This window comes from Gordonia insulae (genome assembly GCF_003855095.1).
Classification (GTDB): Bacteria; Actinomycetota; Actinomycetes; order Mycobacteriales; family Mycobacteriaceae; genus Gordonia; species Gordonia insulae.
In genome coordinates this window covers 2,263,892-2,281,831 of record NZ_CP033972.1, presented here as the reverse complement: position 1 = coordinate 2,281,831, position 17,940 = coordinate 2,263,892, and the positions used below count along the sequence as shown (strand labels likewise).

General features: G+C 62.4%; 19 protein-coding genes. 9 read left to right on the top strand and 10 right to left on the bottom strand.

Going from position 1 to position 17,940, the window contains the following annotated elements; all coding sequences use genetic code 11:
- Positions 1-51: 51 nt before the first annotated feature.
- A complete protein-coding gene (locus D7316_RS10295; RefSeq protein ID WP_119032194.1) occupies positions 52-954 on the top strand; it encodes a DUF2889 domain-containing protein in 903 nt (300 codons plus the stop codon).
- Between the two features lies 1 nt (position 955).
- Here D7316_RS10295 and D7316_RS10290 read toward each other — a convergent pair whose 3' ends face one another.
- Entirely contained in the window at positions 956-1,600 is a 645-nt protein-coding gene (locus D7316_RS10290; RefSeq protein WP_124708188.1) for a TetR/AcrR family transcriptional regulator, read from the bottom strand.
- A gap of 185 nt (positions 1,601-1,785) precedes the next feature.
- Here D7316_RS10290 and D7316_RS10285 point away from each other — a divergent pair, with 185 nt between their 5' ends.
- Genes D7316_RS10285 through D7316_RS10265 form a run of 5 tightly spaced genes read left to right on the top strand, consistent with a single transcriptional unit; the run spans position 1,786 to position 5,453 of the window.
- On the top strand, positions 1,786-2,922 hold the full coding sequence (locus D7316_RS10285) for an amidohydrolase family protein (protein WP_124708187.1): 1,137 nt from the start codon (positions 1,786-1,788) through the stop codon (positions 2,920-2,922).
- 5 nt (positions 2,923-2,927) lie between these two features.
- Positions 2,928-4,142, top strand: a complete 1,215-nt coding sequence (locus D7316_RS10280; protein ID WP_124708186.1) for a thiolase C-terminal domain-containing protein — start codon at positions 2,928-2,930, stop codon at positions 4,140-4,142.
- Positions 4,142-4,573 carry a Zn-ribbon domain-containing OB-fold protein gene (locus D7316_RS10275; protein WP_005199492.1) on the top strand — a complete coding sequence of 144 codons (432 nt, stop codon included), beginning with the start codon at positions 4,142-4,144 and terminating at the stop codon, positions 4,571-4,573. The genes D7316_RS10280 and D7316_RS10275 overlap by 1 nt, the downstream gene beginning before the upstream one ends.
- 11 nt (positions 4,574-4,584) lie before the next feature.
- On the top strand, positions 4,585-4,809 hold the full coding sequence (locus D7316_RS10270) for a hypothetical protein (protein WP_005199491.1): 225 nt from the start codon (positions 4,585-4,587) through the stop codon (positions 4,807-4,809).
- Complete coding sequence (locus tag D7316_RS10265) at positions 4,806-5,453, top strand: PaaI family thioesterase (RefSeq protein ID WP_232016859.1); 648 nt, start codon at positions 4,806-4,808, stop codon at positions 5,451-5,453. The genes D7316_RS10270 and D7316_RS10265 overlap by 4 nt, the downstream gene beginning before the upstream one ends.
- Before the next feature lie 247 nt (positions 5,454-5,700).
- Here D7316_RS10265 and D7316_RS10260 read toward each other — a convergent pair whose 3' ends face one another.
- The 4 genes from D7316_RS10260 to D7316_RS10245 are packed head-to-tail and all read right to left on the bottom strand — an operon-like array spanning position 5,701 to position 10,241.
- A complete protein-coding gene (locus D7316_RS10260) occupies positions 5,701-7,338 on the bottom strand; it encodes a class I adenylate-forming enzyme family protein (RefSeq protein WP_232016858.1) in 1,638 nt (545 codons plus the stop codon).
- A gap of 49 nt (positions 7,339-7,387) precedes the next feature.
- Positions 7,388-8,560 carry a thiolase family protein gene (locus D7316_RS10255; protein WP_232016857.1) on the bottom strand — a complete coding sequence of 391 codons (1,173 nt, stop codon included), beginning with the start codon at positions 8,558-8,560 and terminating at the stop codon, positions 7,388-7,390.
- Positions 8,553-9,005, bottom strand: a complete 453-nt coding sequence (locus tag D7316_RS10250; protein WP_124708185.1) for a Zn-ribbon domain-containing OB-fold protein — start codon at positions 9,003-9,005, stop codon at positions 8,553-8,555. Before D7316_RS10250 ends, D7316_RS10255 begins: the two co-directional genes overlap by 8 nt.
- A 27-nt stretch (positions 9,006-9,032) precedes the next feature.
- Positions 9,033-10,241, bottom strand: coding sequence for an amidohydrolase family protein (locus D7316_RS10245; protein WP_124708184.1), 1,209 nt, complete (start codon positions 10,239-10,241; stop codon positions 9,033-9,035).
- Positions 10,242-10,491: 250 nt separating this feature from the next.
- On the opposite strand from D7316_RS10245, the gene D7316_RS10240 reads away from it, so the two are divergent.
- A complete protein-coding gene (locus D7316_RS10240) occupies positions 10,492-10,788 on the top strand; it encodes a hypothetical protein (protein ID WP_124708183.1) in 297 nt (98 codons plus the stop codon).
- Positions 10,789-10,800: 12 nt separating this feature from the next.
- On the opposite strand, the gene D7316_RS10235 is transcribed toward D7316_RS10240, so the two are convergent.
- From D7316_RS10235 to D7316_RS10215, 5 genes are all read right to left on the bottom strand, one after another.
- Positions 10,801-11,613: an enoyl-CoA hydratase/isomerase family protein gene (locus tag D7316_RS10235; protein WP_124708182.1), complete on the bottom strand. Its 813-nt coding sequence runs from the start codon at positions 11,611-11,613 to the stop codon at positions 10,801-10,803.
- A complete protein-coding gene (locus tag D7316_RS10230) occupies positions 11,610-12,425 on the bottom strand; it encodes an acyl-CoA dehydrogenase family protein (protein ID WP_232016856.1) in 816 nt (271 codons plus the stop codon). The genes D7316_RS10235 and D7316_RS10230 overlap by 4 nt, the downstream gene beginning before the upstream one ends.
- Positions 12,426-12,555: 130 nt before the next feature.
- Positions 12,556-13,713 carry an acyl-CoA dehydrogenase family protein gene (locus D7316_RS10225; RefSeq protein ID WP_232016855.1) on the bottom strand — a complete coding sequence of 386 codons (1,158 nt, stop codon included), beginning with the start codon at positions 13,711-13,713 and terminating at the stop codon, positions 12,556-12,558.
- Entirely contained in the window at positions 13,710-14,873 is a 1,164-nt protein-coding gene (locus tag D7316_RS10220) for a thiolase family protein (protein ID WP_124708181.1), read from the bottom strand. The genes D7316_RS10225 and D7316_RS10220 overlap by 4 nt, the downstream gene beginning before the upstream one ends.
- Complete coding sequence (locus D7316_RS10215) at positions 14,870-15,322, bottom strand: Zn-ribbon domain-containing OB-fold protein (protein WP_124708180.1); 453 nt, start codon at positions 15,320-15,322, stop codon at positions 14,870-14,872. Before D7316_RS10215 ends, D7316_RS10220 begins: the two co-directional genes overlap by 4 nt.
- A 173-nt stretch (positions 15,323-15,495) precedes the next feature.
- Here D7316_RS10215 and D7316_RS10210 point away from each other — a divergent pair, with 173 nt between their 5' ends.
- Together D7316_RS10210 and D7316_RS10205 are read left to right on the top strand one after the other, a co-directional pair.
- Positions 15,496-16,974: an aldehyde dehydrogenase family protein gene (locus D7316_RS10210; protein ID WP_232016854.1), complete on the top strand. Its 1,479-nt coding sequence runs from the start codon at positions 15,496-15,498 to the stop codon at positions 16,972-16,974.
- A 14-nt stretch (positions 16,975-16,988) separates the two neighbouring features.
- The gene (locus tag D7316_RS10205) at positions 16,989-17,876 is read left to right on the top strand and encodes an SDR family NAD(P)-dependent oxidoreductase (protein ID WP_124708179.1); all 888 of its coding nucleotides are present in this window, start codon (positions 16,989-16,991) and stop codon (positions 17,874-17,876) included.
- Positions 17,877-17,940 lie beyond the last annotated feature (64 nt).

Genomic DNA, 17,940 nt, shown 5'->3' with positions numbered 1-17,940 from the left:
TCGGCGCCTCCGCGCCGACCGGGTTCGGTGCGAAGGACCACCACGATCGATATGCGCTGGGCCGACGGGTGGGGAAGTCGGCTGACCCTCGACGGACGTGGGCGTGACCTGGTCACCACAGGACGTGACGGTGTCGCAATCGCCCGCAGTTCGATGCGTGTCACTGTGGCGACCGATCGTCGAGTCGAGGCGATCACGATTGCGACGGCGCCGGACCGGCCGGGCATCGGCGATCTGGTCGGGGAGCGTGCCGGCAGTGGATTCCGCCGCGCACTATCGGCGAAGGTAGGCGGAGTCACGGGGGCCGACCCGGTCGACCTGATGCTCGACGACATCCCGGGGGCCACGTTGATCTCGGGATTCGCGTTTGCTCAGTGGTACCCGATCGAGAGTCTGCTCGCTCCGGGGGCGGCCGGGACCGCTCGGCAGCGCGACATGACCGGCATTTGTACCGGATTCATGCCGGGATCGAGTGGTCTCGCGCCCGACGGCACCTCCCGGTGGACGCATCGGACCCGCCAGGTCGAGCCTCTCGAAGCCAACGACGACCCCCTTGCCTGGCACGACATCGAGCAGATCTCCGAGCTGTCGATGCGCCGCGCGAGGCGCATCGACGTCTGGCGGGATGGCCGTGACGTGTGGGTCGACTCGATGTTCCAGGACTCTTCGACTCGACCGGTTGGGGGTCGGATCGCGGTGCACGAGTACGGACTGACCGCACGCATCGATGCCGAGTCGATGACCCTCGTGGAGGTCACTCCCGAACCGCACGTCCTGCCGTATGCCGAGTGTCCCCTCGCCGTGTTCGGGGTGGATGGATTGATCGGCTCGCCGATCGCGAACTTGCGCACGACAGTCCTCGAACGGCTGCAGGGCGTGGCCGGCTGCACTCACCTCAACGACGCACTGCGTGCCCTGGCCGACGTCGGGCACCTCGTGTCCCAGATCCGCTGACCTATCCCCCGGCGAGTAGGGCGCGGGTGTCCTCGGAGGCCGGCGCGGTGAGCATCCCGACCCAGGCGTCGACGTAGTTGTGCAACTGCACCTCACTGATGGGATGCGCGGCCCGGGCCTGCTCGCCCAGCAGGTTCAGCACGCTGTTGTAGAGCTGAAACGCCCGGCCCCGGCGTAACCGGTCGGGCATGTCCGCGATCGCCCCACCGACGAGCTTCTCCATGAGGTCGGTCGACCAGTCGTCGATGTCGGCCGGCCAGTACTCCTGGGTCGCCCGTGGATTCTCGCTGAGTCGGGCGAGGAACGGCACGAACATCTCGCCGGCGGCGATCGACTCCGCCAGCGGGCGGACCACCAGCCATACCACGGCACCGGGGTCCTGTTCCCGGCCGTCTTCGCGCGCGTCGTCGAGCAACTCGGCGCGACGCCGGTCGAGTTCGGTGTTGCGCCACCGGATCAAGGCCTGGACCAGGCCCGTCTTGGAGCCGAAGTGGTAGGTGATAACCGAAGCGTTCGATTGGCCGGCGCGCTCCTGGATCTCCCGCATGGTCACGCCTTCGACGCCGCGCTCGGCGAAGAGCCGCTCCGCGGCGACCATCAGCGCGGTACGCGTCGCCTCGCCGGTGACATGTCGGCGTTTGGCCATGGGTTACCCCTTGTCTCGGGATTGCGTACAGCTCCGCTGAGGGCGTGGACAGTGTGCCACGAGAATATCTAATGATCTACTCTTAGAAAAGCTTGACAGCCTAATTGTTTAGATGAATACTCTGATTAGCCCTTGAGGATGTCGGTCCCGGCGTTCTCACAGACAATCGTTGGAGGCGATGATCGATGCCCAAGATGTGGACCAACTCCGGTGACTCCCACTTCCTCGAACCCGATGACGTGTGGGATGCCCGCCTGCCGAAGGCGCTGGCCGAACTGACCCCGAAGTCGCAGAAGGATCCCGACGGCGAGTGGGAGACGGTCTCGGTGGACGGCCAGACCTTCCGGCGCAAGCTGCCGACGTCGGCAGCGGTCCAGTTCATCGAGGAGAGCCACAAGCCGCAGGGCGTGCGTGACCCGGTGGCACGCCTGGCCGACCTCGACAAGGAGGGTGTCTGGGGCGAGGTGATCTTCCCGAGTCTGGGCATGTGGGCATCGACGTTCCGTACGCCGGAGCTTCTCAAGGCCTGCATGCGGGCGAGCAACGAATATGCGCGCGACGAACTGGCACCGGTGTCGAAGCGCTACGTGGTCACCGGACAGGTCTCCACCCTCGACGTCGATGACGCCGTGTCGGAGATCGAGTGGCTGGCCGAGAACGGCTTCAAGTCGGTGTTCCTGCCGACCACCCCCCATCCGTCGGCGCCGGATTGGCACCGCAAGGAGTGGGAGCCCTTCTGGGAGATCTGCGAGAAGTCGGGCATCGTCCCGGCCTTCCACATCGGTACCGACCCGGTCGACATGACCTCCGGCGGGGCCGGGCAGGTGTTTCGCGGACCGGGCGGCGCGGTCATGAACTACACCGAGACGACCTTCTCCGGTCAGCGTGCAGCGATGAAATTGGTCGCGTCGGGCGCGCTGGATCGTCACCCCGACCTCAAGATCCTCATCTCCGAGGGTGGAGCCACATGGATTCCGTTCCTCGGCGACCGCCTGCTCGAGGGATACCGCCAGCACCACATGGCCGTGCGGCCCAAGCTCACCCGGGATCCGAAGGAGATCCTGATGACGCAGGTCTACGCGTCCTTCCAGCACGACGAAACCGCCGTCGCGGCCAACGAGGCGATGGGCTACAAGAACGTCATGTTCGGCTCGGACTATCCACACATGGAGGGGACGTTCGGACACACCCAGAAGACCCTCGAGGGGTTGTTCGCTCACGCCAAGCCGGAAACGGTCGAGCGGATCACCCAGGGTGTCTTCTATGAGCTGTTCCCCGACGTTCCGCCGGTGCCGGAGAGCACCGACGCGATCCAGGGATGAGCGCGATGGCGGACGCCAACGGATTGCGCGACGTCGCGATCGTCGGAATCGGGGCCACGCCCTACTACCGACGCGGCGAGTCGTGGCCGCAGACCACCACCCAGCTGGCCTGCGAGGCCATCCTGGCCGCCTGCGAGGACGCGGGCTTGTCGGTCAAGGACATCGACGGATTCGCCTACTACTCCGGCGCAGGGGCCGGTTACGGCGACAAGATGGACACGGCCGACTTCATGGAGACGCTCGGGATCCCCGAGGTGACCTTCACCGCCTCGCTCACCTCGGGTGGCGGTGGTTCGGCAGGTTCGATCGGTCTCGCCCGAGCCGCGATCGTCGCCGGCGACGCGACCGTCGTCGTGACGGTGATGGCGCTGCAGCAGGCCAAACAACGTCTGGGCACCGTGTTCTCCGCAGTTGCTCCGGACCCGATCAACTCCTTCCTGCAGCCCAGCGGCCTGGCCGGACCGGGGCATCTGATGTCGGTGCTGGCGCGGCGTCACATGCACCTCTACGGAACGCGCCGCGACGCTTTCTGCGAGATCGCGCTCACCGAGCGAGAGAACGCGCAGAACCGTCCCAAGGCTCGCTTCCAAGGCGTGCCGCTCACCAAGGAGGACTATTTCAACGCGCGGATGATCGCCGAGCCGTTGTGTCTCTACGACTTCTGTCAGGAGACCGACGGAGCGGTGGCGGTGATCACGACCAGCATGGATCGGGCGCGGGATCTGAAGCAGAAGCCGGTGCCGGTCGTCGCGGCCGCACACGGGGGCTCCAAGGACTGGGGTCGCGCGTTCGCGTGGATGGGGATGCCCGACGAGTACTTCGCGTCGGCCGGGAACAAGCCGATCGCCGATCGCCTCTACAAGCAATCAGGTCTCGGTCCGTCCGACATCGATGTCGCACTGCTGTACGACCACTTCAGCCCCATGGTTCTCATGCAGTTGGAGGACTACGGGTTCTGTGATCGCGGTGAGGGTGGTGCATTCGTGGAGTCCGGAGCCATCCGCTACTCGCCGGAACGCAAGGACGGTCACATCTCGGTGAACACCCACGGCGGCCAGTTGTCCGAGGCGTACATCATCGGTATGACCCATATCGTGGAAGGTGTGGAGCAGATGCGCGGGACCGCGATCAACCAGGTCACCGACGCAGAACACGCTCTCATCACCGGCGGACCGGCGTCGCTGCCGGTCTCCGGACTCATCTTGGGAAAGGCCAGCTGATGGCGACCGCAACCGCGCTACCGAGCGATTATGTTCAGATCACCACGAATCCGGTGACCGAGCCCTTCTGGACCGCAGCCCGGGAAGGCCGGCTCGTCGCGCCGAAATGCTCTGCGTGCGGGCACTTCCGGCTTCCGCCGACGCCTTACTGTCCCGAGTGTCAGTCCACGGATGTGGACTGGGTCGAATTGTCGGGAGCGGCAACTGTGTACAGCTTCGCCGTGGTGCACGGTTTTCCGGGATTGCCCGACGTCACCCTGGTACCGGTGGTCGTGGACCTTCCGGATGCCCCGGGGGCACGGCTGGTCTCCAACATCGTCGACGTTGATCCGGAGGACGTGGAGATCGGTCAGGCCCTGACCGTGGACTTTCACCCGATCACCGACGGCTGGATGCTGCCGGTCTTCCGTCTGGCACCCGACGAGAATTGAGGAGTGAACACATGAGCGATCACGACGAAGACAATTCGCTGTACGAGAAGCCGTTGGAGTTCATGCAGTCGATCGCCAACACCGGCGGATACTGCGACGGGCAGGCGATCATTCCGTCGGCCGACGGAGATCACTACGACTGCTGGTGCTCGTGTGGTGAGTGGCGGATCGAGGCGCCGAGCACCGAGGAGGGTCTGCGTGCGGCCCGGATTCACACCGGGAGTGTGCCCGCTTGAGTGGGCAACATCCACCCGGCGCCGCGGGGTTCTCCGATGGCGGAGAACGCCCGTGGCGTTCCTCGGAGCTCTCCGGCGGAGCGGAATACAGCGCCGTGTACGGCGACATGATCGAGAACCTCGGGGATTTCCTGGACCGCCTCGCCGAGGCGAAGCCCGACCCCGAGCTCCTGGAGTCATTGTCCGCCGTTCTCGGTAGCTGGGCGCGAAAACTCGAGCCACTCGGCGTGCGCGAACGCGATCGGGTCTTCGGACGACGAACCGACATCCCGGGCCGCGGTCAGACGATGTCGCCGACCATAGTCGTCACCGAATCCGACGGCGACAGTGTGAGCGGGACGGTCCGTTTCGGCCCTTACTTTCTCGGTGGCAACAACGCCGCCCATGGCGGCACCATCCCGCTGATGTTCGACGAGATACTTGGTCGCCTGGCGAACTCTGGGGGTCGGCCGCCCCAACGGACTGCGTACCTGCACACCGATTTTCGTTCCATCACACCGATCGCTCGGACCTTACAGTTGCGCGCCTGGCTGGTCAGCGAAGAAGGCCGCAAGCGCATTCTCAAGGCGACACTGCACGACGGGGACATATTGTGTGCGGAGGCCGAGGGCCTGTTCGTGGCGTTGCGGCCCGATCAGCCCTAGCAAAAGATCTGAGCGGGCCCTCCGTGACGGGCCCCACTAGCGCTTTGGTGCTCCTCAGGGATCGTACGGTGGTGAATCTTCACGTTCCCTGAGGAGCGCAGCGACGGCTCTATCGGTCTCTGGGGAACGGAGTGTTGGTTCTACTCGCTCCGGCACTCCCGAGTGGCCGGGTTGACAAGGTCGAGAAAATTGGGCGAGTCGTTCCGGTCTGAACCCGATCCAGCTCACTGTGCGATAGCGGCCCCGGTCATCCGGGACGGTGGAGTTCGGGTTGGATGCCTGGACGTAACTCGCGTCGAAGGACCTTTCCGGTGACCGTCTTCGGGATGGCATCCACGATCACGACCTCACGCGGGTATTTGTATGCCGCCATGCGGCTTCGGCAGAAATCGATCAGTTCCTGAGGGGTCGTCTCGAATCCGTCTCTGAGACTGACGAATGCCATGACGGATTCACCTCGATAGTCATCAGGCTGACCGACCACACCTGCTTCCAGAACGGCCTCGTGCTTGTAGAGAGTGTCTTCGACTTCGCGTGGCCATACCTTGTATCCGCTGGCGATGATCATGTCCTTGCGCCGGTCCACCAAGTAGAACCAGCCGGCGTCGTCTCTGTAACCAACGTCACCGGTCAAGAGGCGGCCGTTGCGAAAAGCCTCGGCGTCGGCTGCCGGGTTGTTCCAATAGCCGGTGATGACCTGAGGGCCGGAAACTGCAACCTCGCCCAGTTCGCCGACAGCTACGGGCAGCCCGTCGTCGCCGACAACGGCTACATCGGCCGTGATGACGGGGACTCCGACGGACAACGCCTCGGTCTGGGTACCGACAGGTGCCCTCGAGTTCATGGGGACCGCCAGCACTGGCGACGTTGTCTCGGTCATCCCGTAAACATTGTGGATATACGAGCCGAACAGATCTTCAAAATTGTCGATCGTCGCAGCCGCTACTGGAGCGCCACCGGATGCAACCTTTGTCAAGCTGGCGAGGTCGGCGTGCCTGACCTCGGGGGAGTTTGCCAGGGCGATGAAGGCTGTGATGGCGCCGACGGTGAACGTCGGCCGTTTGTCGCGGACAACCCGCGCTACTTCATCCACGGTGAACCTGTACAGAAGTATCAGGCGCGCACCGGCCGCCAGAGTGCTCGCGATGTGGCCCGACAATCCGGTTACATGGAACAGGGGCGCGATTCCCAAGATGATGTCATCCCGACCGAGACCGAACCAGTCGCGGTACGCTCGGCCGCCGGTGGCCACGTTTCGGTGAGAGTTCATCGCGCCCTTGGGTACCCCGGTAGTTCCAGAGGTATATGTGATCACCGCGACATCGTCGGGAACCGGCGATAAGTGGGGTGGCTTCCGGTTGTCGTTGTGTTTGATCAACTCGGACAGATCCTCGCAGCCGTCAAGCCCGTCTACTGTGTTCGCGACAATGGAGCTATCGGCAATCGTTGCTCGCCAGTCGAGCGGGCTGGTGGTGATGACTCTGGTGACTGTCGAGTTCGCCACTGCCGTCGCAATACCGAGGGTGAACAGTTCGTCGAGACATACCAGCACTTTTGGTGTCGAATCGGCGAGTAGTTTCGACACCTCGTGACCGGTGAGCATTGGATTGATCGCGACCGCGATGCCCTTGAGCTTCCAGACTGCCAACAGTGTCACCACGTACTGCGGGACATTCTGCAGGTAGAGCGCCAACCGGTCGCCTTCGTGAAAGCCGCCGTCAGACAGCCCAGCCGCCAGGGAATCGGACAGCCGGTCGATGTCATCGACCGATAACGAGTTGTCGAAGTAATCGAGCAGCGGCGAGTCGGGGGAGTCTGCCACCAGAGCTCGGAACATGTCCAAGGCCGTTTCGTCGTCGTCCGCTGAGTCGAGACTCTCGATCATGATTCCTTCCCATAGGTCTGTCGAATCGAGGTGGTCCGATTTGTGGGTGTCAACCGGTGTGGAGCATCAAGCCTTGCGCGTTGAAAAAGAATCCACCGATGGTCAGCAGAGCGCGTCTCGCCCCGGCAACTTGCCTGTCACCGGCCAGTCCTTGCAATTGATGGACGGCCTCGCGGATGTGGCCAGAACCTTGCGTACCGCCCTCGGACAGCGAACCGCCATGCGTATTCATGGGGATCCGGCCGTTGATGAGCACGCGACTGGAAGCATCATCCCAGTGTTCGCGCAAGAACTTTCCACCCATTCCTGGCTCGCACCAGCCCGCATTCTCGATCCAGTTCAAGGTTATCGGGGTGAAGCCATCGTAAGGGTAATAGAGATCGATATCGTCAAGCCAGAAGTCGCCCTTGGCTTTCAGCGTCTCGATCACCACCTGTTGGCCGTGTTGACGAAGACTGACGGTCTGATCTTCTTCGTTGTGCCGATCCTGACCGAGGACTGCCGCGTTGATCAGGACCGGAGGTAACGGTAGATCACGTGCCCGGTCGGCCGTGGTGAGGATGAAGGCGTCGGCGCCGTCGACGGCCACATCCATGTCCAGTAGGCACAGAGGCCACCGGATCATCCGTGCTGCGAGGTAGTCGTCCATCGTCATGGGCTCGCGCAGGGCGGCCCCCGGATTCTGGGCAGCGTTGCGACGCGAATTCATCGCAACAAGTCCGAAATCCTCACGGCTGACACCATATTCATGCATATACCGCGACGCCCATCCGGTGTAGCCGGCGCTGGAGGCCATCGTCTCGGGGCCTGGATGGGGATCAGACAAGCCCGGCGTAGAAATTCTGCGGAAGGGATCCTTGAGCGCAGAACCGGTATTCCAGGATACACGGTACGCGGCGTGATAGACGAGCACAACGTTGCATAGTCCGGCATGGATGGCCGCGGCCGCGGTGGCGATGTGATCGACGAGTGGAATGAAAGGGTTTCCGGACCATGTCAATTCGGGTATTCCGAGCGTCGACTGCATTACCGCTGCGGTCGGGTAGCTTCCGCAAATTCCGTCGATCTCGGACCGGTCGATGCCGCTTTTACGGATGACGTCGACGCACGCCTCTGCAGCCAATGACGTTTGGCTTCGTTCAAGATTCTTTGCGATGAACCCGGTAGTCGAGGCGCCGGCTATGGCGACCCTGTCCTTCATCGGGTTCCGTGAATCAGGCATTGGCAGCACTCCTCAATGCGAATACCGGCATCGGTGAACCCGCGCGCTCTTGCCACTCGAGCCGTACAGGCGCCCCAATTGTGATGTCCGCGTTACTAGCACCGACGACGGTCGAAGTGATTCGAAGGCCGGCTTGCTCTTGGAGCTCGACGGTGACCACCGGATAGGGCGTGGAGTAGTCCACGCCCTCTGCCGGTGGTCCCTGATGGAGAAAGATGGCCATGAATATGGTGCCGTTGCCACTGACCGAAGTCGGAGTCACTCGCGACGACCAGCAATCCGGACAGATCGGCTTTGCGGGAGCATGCCACGCCCCGCAGCTATCGCACCGGTTGACAAGGAGCTGTCGACGAAGTCGTCCGCGGTAGTGTGCGGCGTTGTCGTGGGTGATCGGCTCCCCAGGAAACCGTTGCACCAGAGCTTCGTTCGAGATTTCGTCGGTCATGCATCACTCCTGCGGGGTCGTCTGTGGTCAGGCCGTACCTTCCGTGAGCCTCATGCCATTCTCCCTGAGGAACTCACGTCGAACGTCATCGCCCAAGCCTTCGACCCTGTTGTAGAAATCGGCCGGCTCACGTAGTCCCTCGGCATGTGGCCAATCCGAACCCATCAGCAATGTCTCAGTAGAGCCGAGGTTCTCGATCATCGTGACGGTGTCGTCCTCGGGGTAAGGCACAACTCGGACGTGCTTCTTGAAGATCGTGCTCGGGCGTTCCTTGAGTTGCCCCCCGAGCCACTGTCCGTTCCGGGCCATTCCTCGGCTCTTGTCCATATGCCGGATGAAATGCGGAACCCACTCGGCACCGAACTCGCTGACGAGAACTCGTACATTTGGAAATTTGCCGAAGACGTTGTCGAAAATCAGCGCGGAAAGTGTATCCGTGATCGGACGTTCCCCGTAAGTGTTTTGCCATTGCCACGCGGAGAACTGGAAGGGTGGTACCAATCCCCAGCCCCATTGCGAGGCGACATTGTCCTGATAGTGGAATTCGGCGATGTGATAGCAGACGACCGCGCGTGCCTCGTTGATTCGGGCCCAGAACGGATCGAAGTATGGGTCGCCGGGGGACCTGCCGTATGCGGGGCCGGCGGGCATCGTGATGAAGCGAGCTCCGGCGGCGAGCACGCGGTCAAGTTCCTCGCAGGCGCGATCGAGATCTCGCATCGACATCAGTGCCGGCGCGAAGATGCGGTTCTTGTACGCGAAGCCCCAGTCCTCGTTGATCCACTTGTTGAAGGACTCGATGTTGTCGTACAGCGGATCGATACCCTTGAGGTATTGCTCCGCCATGAGCGCCCACCCGCCCGGGTACATGATCGAACGCTCAATCTGCTGTTCCGTCAGTTGGATTAGGCGAGCGTCTCGATCCAGGTATTCCTTCTGCATTGGCTCGTAGAACCGGTCGGCGTCGGTCGCGTCACCGGATGCGCGCTGCTTGAGCATCTCGACAAGCGAACCGGGAACGTAGGCCTGGTCCAGGTCGTTTTCCAGCGCGGTGACGACGCGGTCGTTGGCCAGCAGTACCTTGCGCCCGCTTGCCGAGAGGATGGGCCGGACCGACGTGTCCAGCTTCGCCTTCGGCATGAATCGCGTGAAGCAGTCTTCGGCTTCGTACGAGTGCTGGTCGAAGTCGGTGAGCATGTAAGGCAGTTGACCTACGGAATTCTCGATGATCGCCATTCGCGCTTCCTTTCGCTGGTGTGCTGAAACCGCTGAGGTCGACAGCATCCATATTGGCGGCCGCACCGCTTCGCGGGAGGCCATCAGGTTTCTACAACTATACACGTATAGTTGTGAAAACATAGCGCCTGCTCCGCCAGGTCAAGTAGGTATTCGGATTTGGCTGAACTCGCGTTGACGACGTGCTATACATGTACGAACCGAGCCCGGTCCTGTGGCTCGAGCCACCAACCAGATGAGGAATGCCAGTATGTCCCTGAAGATTGGGTCCCGGTTGTACAGCGCGACCTGCGATGCGGAGGTCATCGTCATCGCGGTATCCGCCACCGACGCGACCGTGACCTGTGGGGGCGTCCCGATGGCGAGTTCGGCGACGCCTTCCAAGGTTGCATCGAGCGAGGCCGGGGGAGCAGTGATCGGTAAGCGCTACGAGTCGATCGATCACGGTCTCGAATTGTTGGTGACAAAGGCCGGCACCGGGACACTAGCGGTCGATGGTGTCCCGATGACGGTCAAGGATCCCAAGCGCCTTCCGGCGTCGGATTGATATCCAGGTCACTCAGTTGCCGGTGAAGTTCGGGCTCCGTCGCTCGAGGAAGGCCGTTTTGCCTTCCAGTGCGTCGTTGCTCGGACCCACCCACAATACTGCCTGCTGAGAATCGCCCAGGGACGACTCCAGGGTGCTTTCCATAGCTCTCCTCATCATCATCTTCACCGCTCGGATTGCGAGTGGCGCCCCCTGTGCGAACTGTCTTGCGAGGGTGAGGGCACGCATTTCGAGCTCTTCGTCGGGCACGACTTCGGTCGCCAACCCCAGCCCGAGCGCAGTCTGGGCGTCATAGATCTCCGATAGGGTGACCATTCTGAACGCCTTGTCGTATCCCATCGTCCGGGGGAACAGCCAAGCACCGCCCTCATCGGGCAGCAGCCCAGCTCGCCCGCTGGTGTCGCCGAGTCGGGCACTGGCCGCGACAATCCGGATATCGCAGGCCAGAGCGAACGCGAGGCCACCGTTGACAGTGATTCCGTTGATTGCGCAGACGACTGGTTTGTCCAACTTGTGAAGCGCGGTCACAAGCGCGTGAGAATCTTCGCGGAGTTCTCGTGCCCGCCCGATTTGGTGAGAGAGCGCGTCGCCGAACCCGGCGTCTGGTGAAACATCGCCACCGGTGCAGAACCCTCGGCCTGTGCCGGTGAGGATCAGCACGCGAATCGAATCATCGAGTTGTACTCGTTTGACTGCGGCGAGCATCTCCGAACACATTTGTGGCGTATACGCTCCCAGGCGCTCAGGGCGATTGATTGTCAGCCGGGCGATGCGATCCTCGACGACGTCGAATCGGCAATGTGGAGTTGTCGTTTGCTCGGTCACGCCGACGCTCCCTGCGGCAGCGAGCCCGAGGCCGTCAGGTCCATTCCAATGCGCTGGATCGATCTGTGCCAGCCGCCGTACAGCGCGTCGAGCATCCGGGCTCGTTTGACGTACCCGCCCAACCGATGCTCGGACGTGAGACCGATTGCTCCGCAGACCTGAAGGCAGGCACTGGCAGTCAGCTCATTGGCGTACCCGGCGTAGGTCTTTGCAACGATCGCGTCCCACTCGTTCTGGCTCGACCACGCCGCGTCGACCAACTCGTTCGCGGCCGCCAGATGGACATAGGAATCGGCCAATCGGTGACGTGGTGTCTGATTGGCCCCGATTGCACGCCCGAATTGTTCACGATGGCTGACTTGGTCGACGGCAATGCCGAGCATTGCCCTTCCGTTGCCGACGAGCTCGCCCGCGAGCGCACGGCGCCCTGCGGCCCGCGCGATCCGCCAATCGGCTCCCATGTCTTCGGCCTCGGCGATCGGAACCCTGAACTGTATGTGGTGGAACTTGGAGGACGGGTCGAAACCCGAGACCGCGGCCGTCTCATGTGGCTGCGGGCGCGGAACACGGAGAATCACGGTTTCGTCGTCAGGCGATGCCACGAGCATGTCGGTGGAGAACTCGGCCGAACTCAGTGAAACACCGTCGACCACCAGGTGGGCGCCGTCGATTGATGTGGCAGTCCGAGCGAGCGGGTGGACGACCGGTAACCGTGGCGCGTTGGCACCGTTGGCTCCGATGCCGCAGGCATCGGTCATGACGACATCCAGTACGGCAGATGCGGTTGCTGTTGCTCCCTGTTCTGCGAACAACAGGCCGATCGTGGCGGGCTCGTCATCGGCGACTGCTTCTGCCCATCCGAGCTCGGCGAGTTCAGCGACGAGGTCGGATGGTTCGGACAGCATCAGAGCGCGTACGGACTCGCGCAACAGGTCTTGTGTTTCAGCGTCCACGGGAACTCTCCTTGGGCAGGCCGAGAATACGATCGGCGATGATGCTGTGCTGGATCTCCCTAGCGCCGCCATACACGGATGCGGCACGGGAGTACCACCATTCGTCACGCCAACCAGCGTCAACAGCGCGGTCACCGATGAGGAGTTCGGCATCCAAGAGCGTCAGCGACGCATCCAGCACCTTTTGTTCAGCGGTCGACAGCAACAGCTTGTCCACGCTTGTCTGGGCACCGACGACCTCATCCGCGGACAGACGACGGAGGGTCGATGCAGTCCGGGCGCGCAAGCCCGCCAGCGCCAGATACGCCCGGCCGACGACGTCGGCTGCCAACGCATCCGGTTTGTCACTCATCTGGCGCAGAATCTGTGCCAGATGAGCGGTCGTGCTCGCCATCCTCATCCAGGCGTAGACCCCTCGCTCGTACTGCAGCAAATCCATGGCCACTTTCCACCCTCCGTCGATGTCGCCGATGAGGCGCGACGAATCGACCCGCACGTCCGTGAAGAAGATCTCGGACAGTTCCTCTCGTCCGCTGGCCAGAGCAATCGGCCGGCGTTCGATTCCGTCTTGGTCGAGGTCGACGAGCATCATGCTCAGCCCGCGATGTCGACTGTCCGCGGAGCCAGTTCTGGCGAGGAGGACAATCCGATCCGCGCGAGCCCCGTAGGAGGTCCAGATCTTCTGCCCGCTGACCGAGAAGCTCCCGTCATCACGGGCAACGGCCCGCGTCCGCAGCGACGCGAGGTCGCTACCGGCCTCGGGCTCAGAGAACCCCTGGCACCAGAGCTCCACGCCGCTGAGGGCTTTCGGCATCATTTCGGCGGCGAGCGAAGGTGCGTGAGACACCACTGCCGGCCCGACCACCTCCAGAACGAAGAGATGATCGGGTATGCGGTAGCCACTCAGTGCCAGTTTCTCGTAGATCTGACAGCGGATGGTTGCTGGTCCGCCGAACCCCCCGATGGTCTCGGGCCACCCCCAACGAGTCCAACCTCCGCGATAGAGCCAGTCCATCAATTCTGCAGAGTTCGAAAGCTGTTGCCCGAGTGCGTGGGCTGGCATCCGTAGGTGGGCGAGTTCGTCGGAGGACTCGTGAAGCGCCTCTTCGAAGTCATGCAGGGTCCGGGATTCGTCGGTCACCGTCACGACGAGGCCACCTTGCTCAGGATTGTGGCCGCACTGATTCCAGGGGCACCGTAGACGTGGGTCAACGCCGTCTGGGGATCGTCTACCTGACGTTCGCCGGCTTGCCCTCGTAGCTGGAGGCTCGCTTCATAGACCATTCGCAGACCGGATGCCCCGACCGGCTCCCCGTTGGCGAGAAGGCCACCATCGGTGTTGACCGGATGTGAACCACCGATGGAGGTGGCACCCGAGCGGATGAGTTCTGGTTGCGCTCCGTGTTCGCAGAGCCCGACCTCGGCCATGTGCATGATCTCGGCACCGCTTTCGGTGTCTTGCACCTGCCACACGTCGATATCTTGTGGGGTCAGTCCTGCTGCTGCATAAGCTTTTTGCGACGACATCTCGGACGGTGTAGGCGGCAGGTCGTGCGGGAGCGAGGTCTGGAACAGTTCGAATGACCCGTACTTACGACTGACCAACTCCGCTGCTCGGACGTAGATCGGTGAATCGGTGTACTTGTCGGCCACCTCCGCGCGACAGACCACGAGCGCGACGGCTCCCTCGCTCGGCGAGCAGATCATGAATTGGCGAAGTGGATCGTTGATCAGGCGCGAGTTTTCGATCTGCTCGCGTGGGATGGGCTTGCGCCGCCAGGCATTGGGATTGAGTTCGCCATTCCTGAATGCCTTCTCGGCGACATCGGTCAGACTCTCGAGGGGAATGTCGTGGTCGTGCATGTATCGGCGAGCCTTCATCCCGAAGAACTGCGGGTTGACGAACATCCCCGTCTCCCCGTACCAGTGGCCTACGCCCCACGTGGTCACGTCGGGCGCCGTGAACGCTCCACGTGGGTGTTTGTCGAACCCGACCACCAATCCGAGATCGCCCATACCGCTGGTGATCATGTTGCGTGCGGTGATGAGACTGGCGGCGCCTGTGGCGCAGCCATTGAGGACGTTGATGAAAGGTAGGCCGGTGGGGCCGAGTTGGCCGACCATCACATCTGCCTGCCCGCCGTCCAAGCTACCGCCGGTAGCGATCTGGATGTCTGGCCACGTGACGCCGGCATCTTTGAGTGCCAACCGGATTGCGGTCAGGGCCATGTCCTGGGCACTGGCATCAAAGCGCCCGAAAGGGTGGATGCCGATTCCGATGATCGCGATCGAATCAGAGTTGCTCATTTGGTTTCCCCTGCCTTCGTGACAACCGGACGAAATGCGTAGGTATGGACCATTTCTCCATCGCTCCGGCGTCTGAACTCGTAGGCGAAGGACTCGACTTCGGTTCCCAGGTCCGCCAACTCGACGGCTCGGTCAGCGGGGACGTCGATCCTGCCTTGGACGATGCACGCACCGGGGAGATCGATATACCCGACTACGAATGCCTCGAAGTCTGCCTCGGTTTCCGAGCCGTTGTAGGGCTCTTTCGGCAGGAATGACTGGCTTGTCCAGGTCCACACCTTGCCGCGCCGGGGCAGAGTCTCGTCGGTGACATGCTCACTCTGGCATCGTCCACACGTGCTTCGCGTCGGAAAAAAGACCTCGTTGCAGTCGTCGCAGCGACCTCCGATCAGTTGAACGCCGTCGTCGACCTCTACGAACAGTCTTTCGGCTATCGACTTCAATGCCATGGCAGCTCCAATCGCGCGGTCTCGGGCTCGCCGTCCGGCGGCAACACCCGTTCGGTAGGTGAAATATTCGGTGTGAACCCGTTCACACCGGCCAACTATACATGTATAGTTGGCCGCACGACAGGCATCCGCATTGACGGCGATTGCCTGTGAAATCGAGCAATGGAGCGACGTTGACAACAAGTGTGGATTACGAGGGCCGTCTGTTCATCGGCGGCGAGTTCAGGGAGGCGTCGTCTGGCCTTCGTTATGCCGTCATCAACCCGGCGGACCAATCAGTGGTCGCATCGGTTGCCGATGCGGGGCCTGAGGATGTGGCAGCGGCCGTCTCGGCTGCGCGAATTGCCGCTGATACCACCGACTGGAGTACCAACCATGACTTCCGTCGACGCTGTCTCACCCAGCTGCAGGCGGCCCTACGTGAAGCGGCACCGCAATTCCGTCAGCTCGCAACAGCGGAGGCCGGAACTCCTCAACAAGCGACGGTGACGCACGTCGACGCCATGATCGAAGACATGGACTATTTCAACGGTCTGATCGGGACGTGGCACTGGGAGGAAGACCTGCCGGCATACGACCTGATGGGTATGTCGAGCAATCGGCGGATCCGGTACGAGCCGTACGGCGTAGTCGGTGCCATCACCCCATGGAATGCCCCGTTCATGACCAACCTCTGGAAGGTGGCGCACGCCCTCGCGACGGGTAACACGGTCGTCCTGAAAAGTGCGCCGGACACGCCCCTGAGCGCAGCGCTCATCGCCAAGGTGGCCGCCGAGTCAACTGATATTCCCACAGGCGTTCTGAATACGATCAGCTCGTCGGACAAGGCGATCGCAGGCGAGGCGCTTACTACTGATCCTCGCGTCGACCTGTTCCACTTCACGGGCTCACCCGCTGTGGGACAACGTATTGCGCAGAACGCGGCCGTCGGTATCCGCCATGTGGTACTCGAACTCGGTGGTAAGTCCGCCAACGTCCTCCTACCGGACGCGGACTTGGACATGGCTACCGCACTTGGTGTGGGCATGTGCATGGCGAACAGCGGGCAGGGCTGCGCGCTTGCGACACGCATGGTCGTACATGCCGACATCTACGATGAAGTCGTCGCTCGGCTGGAAGCTGCCGTGAGCGCGTTGCCGTGGGGAGATCCAACCGATCTGGGCACTGTCGTCGGACCGATTATCCGTGAAGAGCAACTGCAGCGGATCGAAGGGCTCGTCGACCGGGCGGTTGCGGCGGGCGCCCGTGTCGTCACCGGCGGTCGGCGCGCCGACGTCAATGGGAAGGGCTTCTGGTACCTGCCGACGGTGGTCGCAGATGTCGACGAGAACGCCGAGATCGCGCAGGAAGAAGTCTTCGGTCCTGTGCTCACGGTGATCCGCTATGTCGGCGACGACGATGAAGCCGTCCGGGTCGCCAACAACAGCCGCTACGGCCTTTCGGCGTACGTCCAGTCACGTGACGAGGATCGAGCGTGGAACGTCGCGAACCGCCTCAAGGCGGGCACTGTCAACATCAACAACTCCTTTTACCTTTCGCCGGATTCACCTTTCGGCGGCTACGGGATCAGTGGTGATGGAGTGGAGCACGGCGAAGCGGGCTTCCGTGAGTACCTGCAGCTCAAAACAATTGCCAGCCCGAACAATCCCTGAAAGGAGCTTTGAATATGAGGTTGCAAGGCAAAATTGTCGTCATCACCGGATCGGGTTCAGGTCTGGGACGCGACGCCGCATCGTTGTTCGCGTCGGAAGGAGCGACGATCGTCACAAGCGACATCGTGCCCGGCCGTGCCGAGGCGGCGGCGAAGGAGGTCGAGGCTGCCGGTGGGACTGCCGTCGCCATTGATGCCGACGTCCGCAAAGAGGCAGACATCAAGAATCTTGTATCCCAGACCGTTGCCAACTTCGGACGTATCGACGTCATGTGGGCCAACGCAGGGATCCCGGAGCCAGGGTTTGGTTCGCAACCGTTCATCGACTCGTCGCTCGAAGACTGGGACAACATATTCAGAGTGAACACCACGGGGATCTATCTCGCATGGAAGCATGCAGCGAAGTGGATGGTGACGAACAACCATAGCGGCAACCTGCTTGCAACCACCTCTGCGGCGGCGTTTGTCGCATACCCGGGGTTTCCGATGTACACGGCGTCGAAAGCGGGCGCGAACGGTCTCGTCCACGCCGCAGCCATCGAGTTGGGCAAGTTCGGAATTCGCGCGAATGCGCTGTGCCCAACGCACGGTATGTCGGTCAACTTCGCGCTCCCCGCAGAGGCTGACGTGCTCGGGAAGTCGTACGAGGAGATGTCACCCTGGGATCCCGACCATCGAGCGATGCCGCTTCGGCTCGATCGCCCGCCGAATCTGCGCGACAACTCTAGTCTCGCTCTGTTCCTGGCGTCCGACGAGTCGCTCTACATGACCGGACAGACCATTCAGTCAGCCGATGGCGGGCAATTCGCTCGTTCCTCGATAATCTTCCCGACTGACCTCGGCGAAGACAACGACATCACCGCCGGCTCGATACCGGAAGAGCTTCGCGATCAGGCCGACTGACGGCGAAGGATAGAAACAGCTGCATGACAAGTTCTCGCCGGAGCGGCGGCACACCACGTCAGGG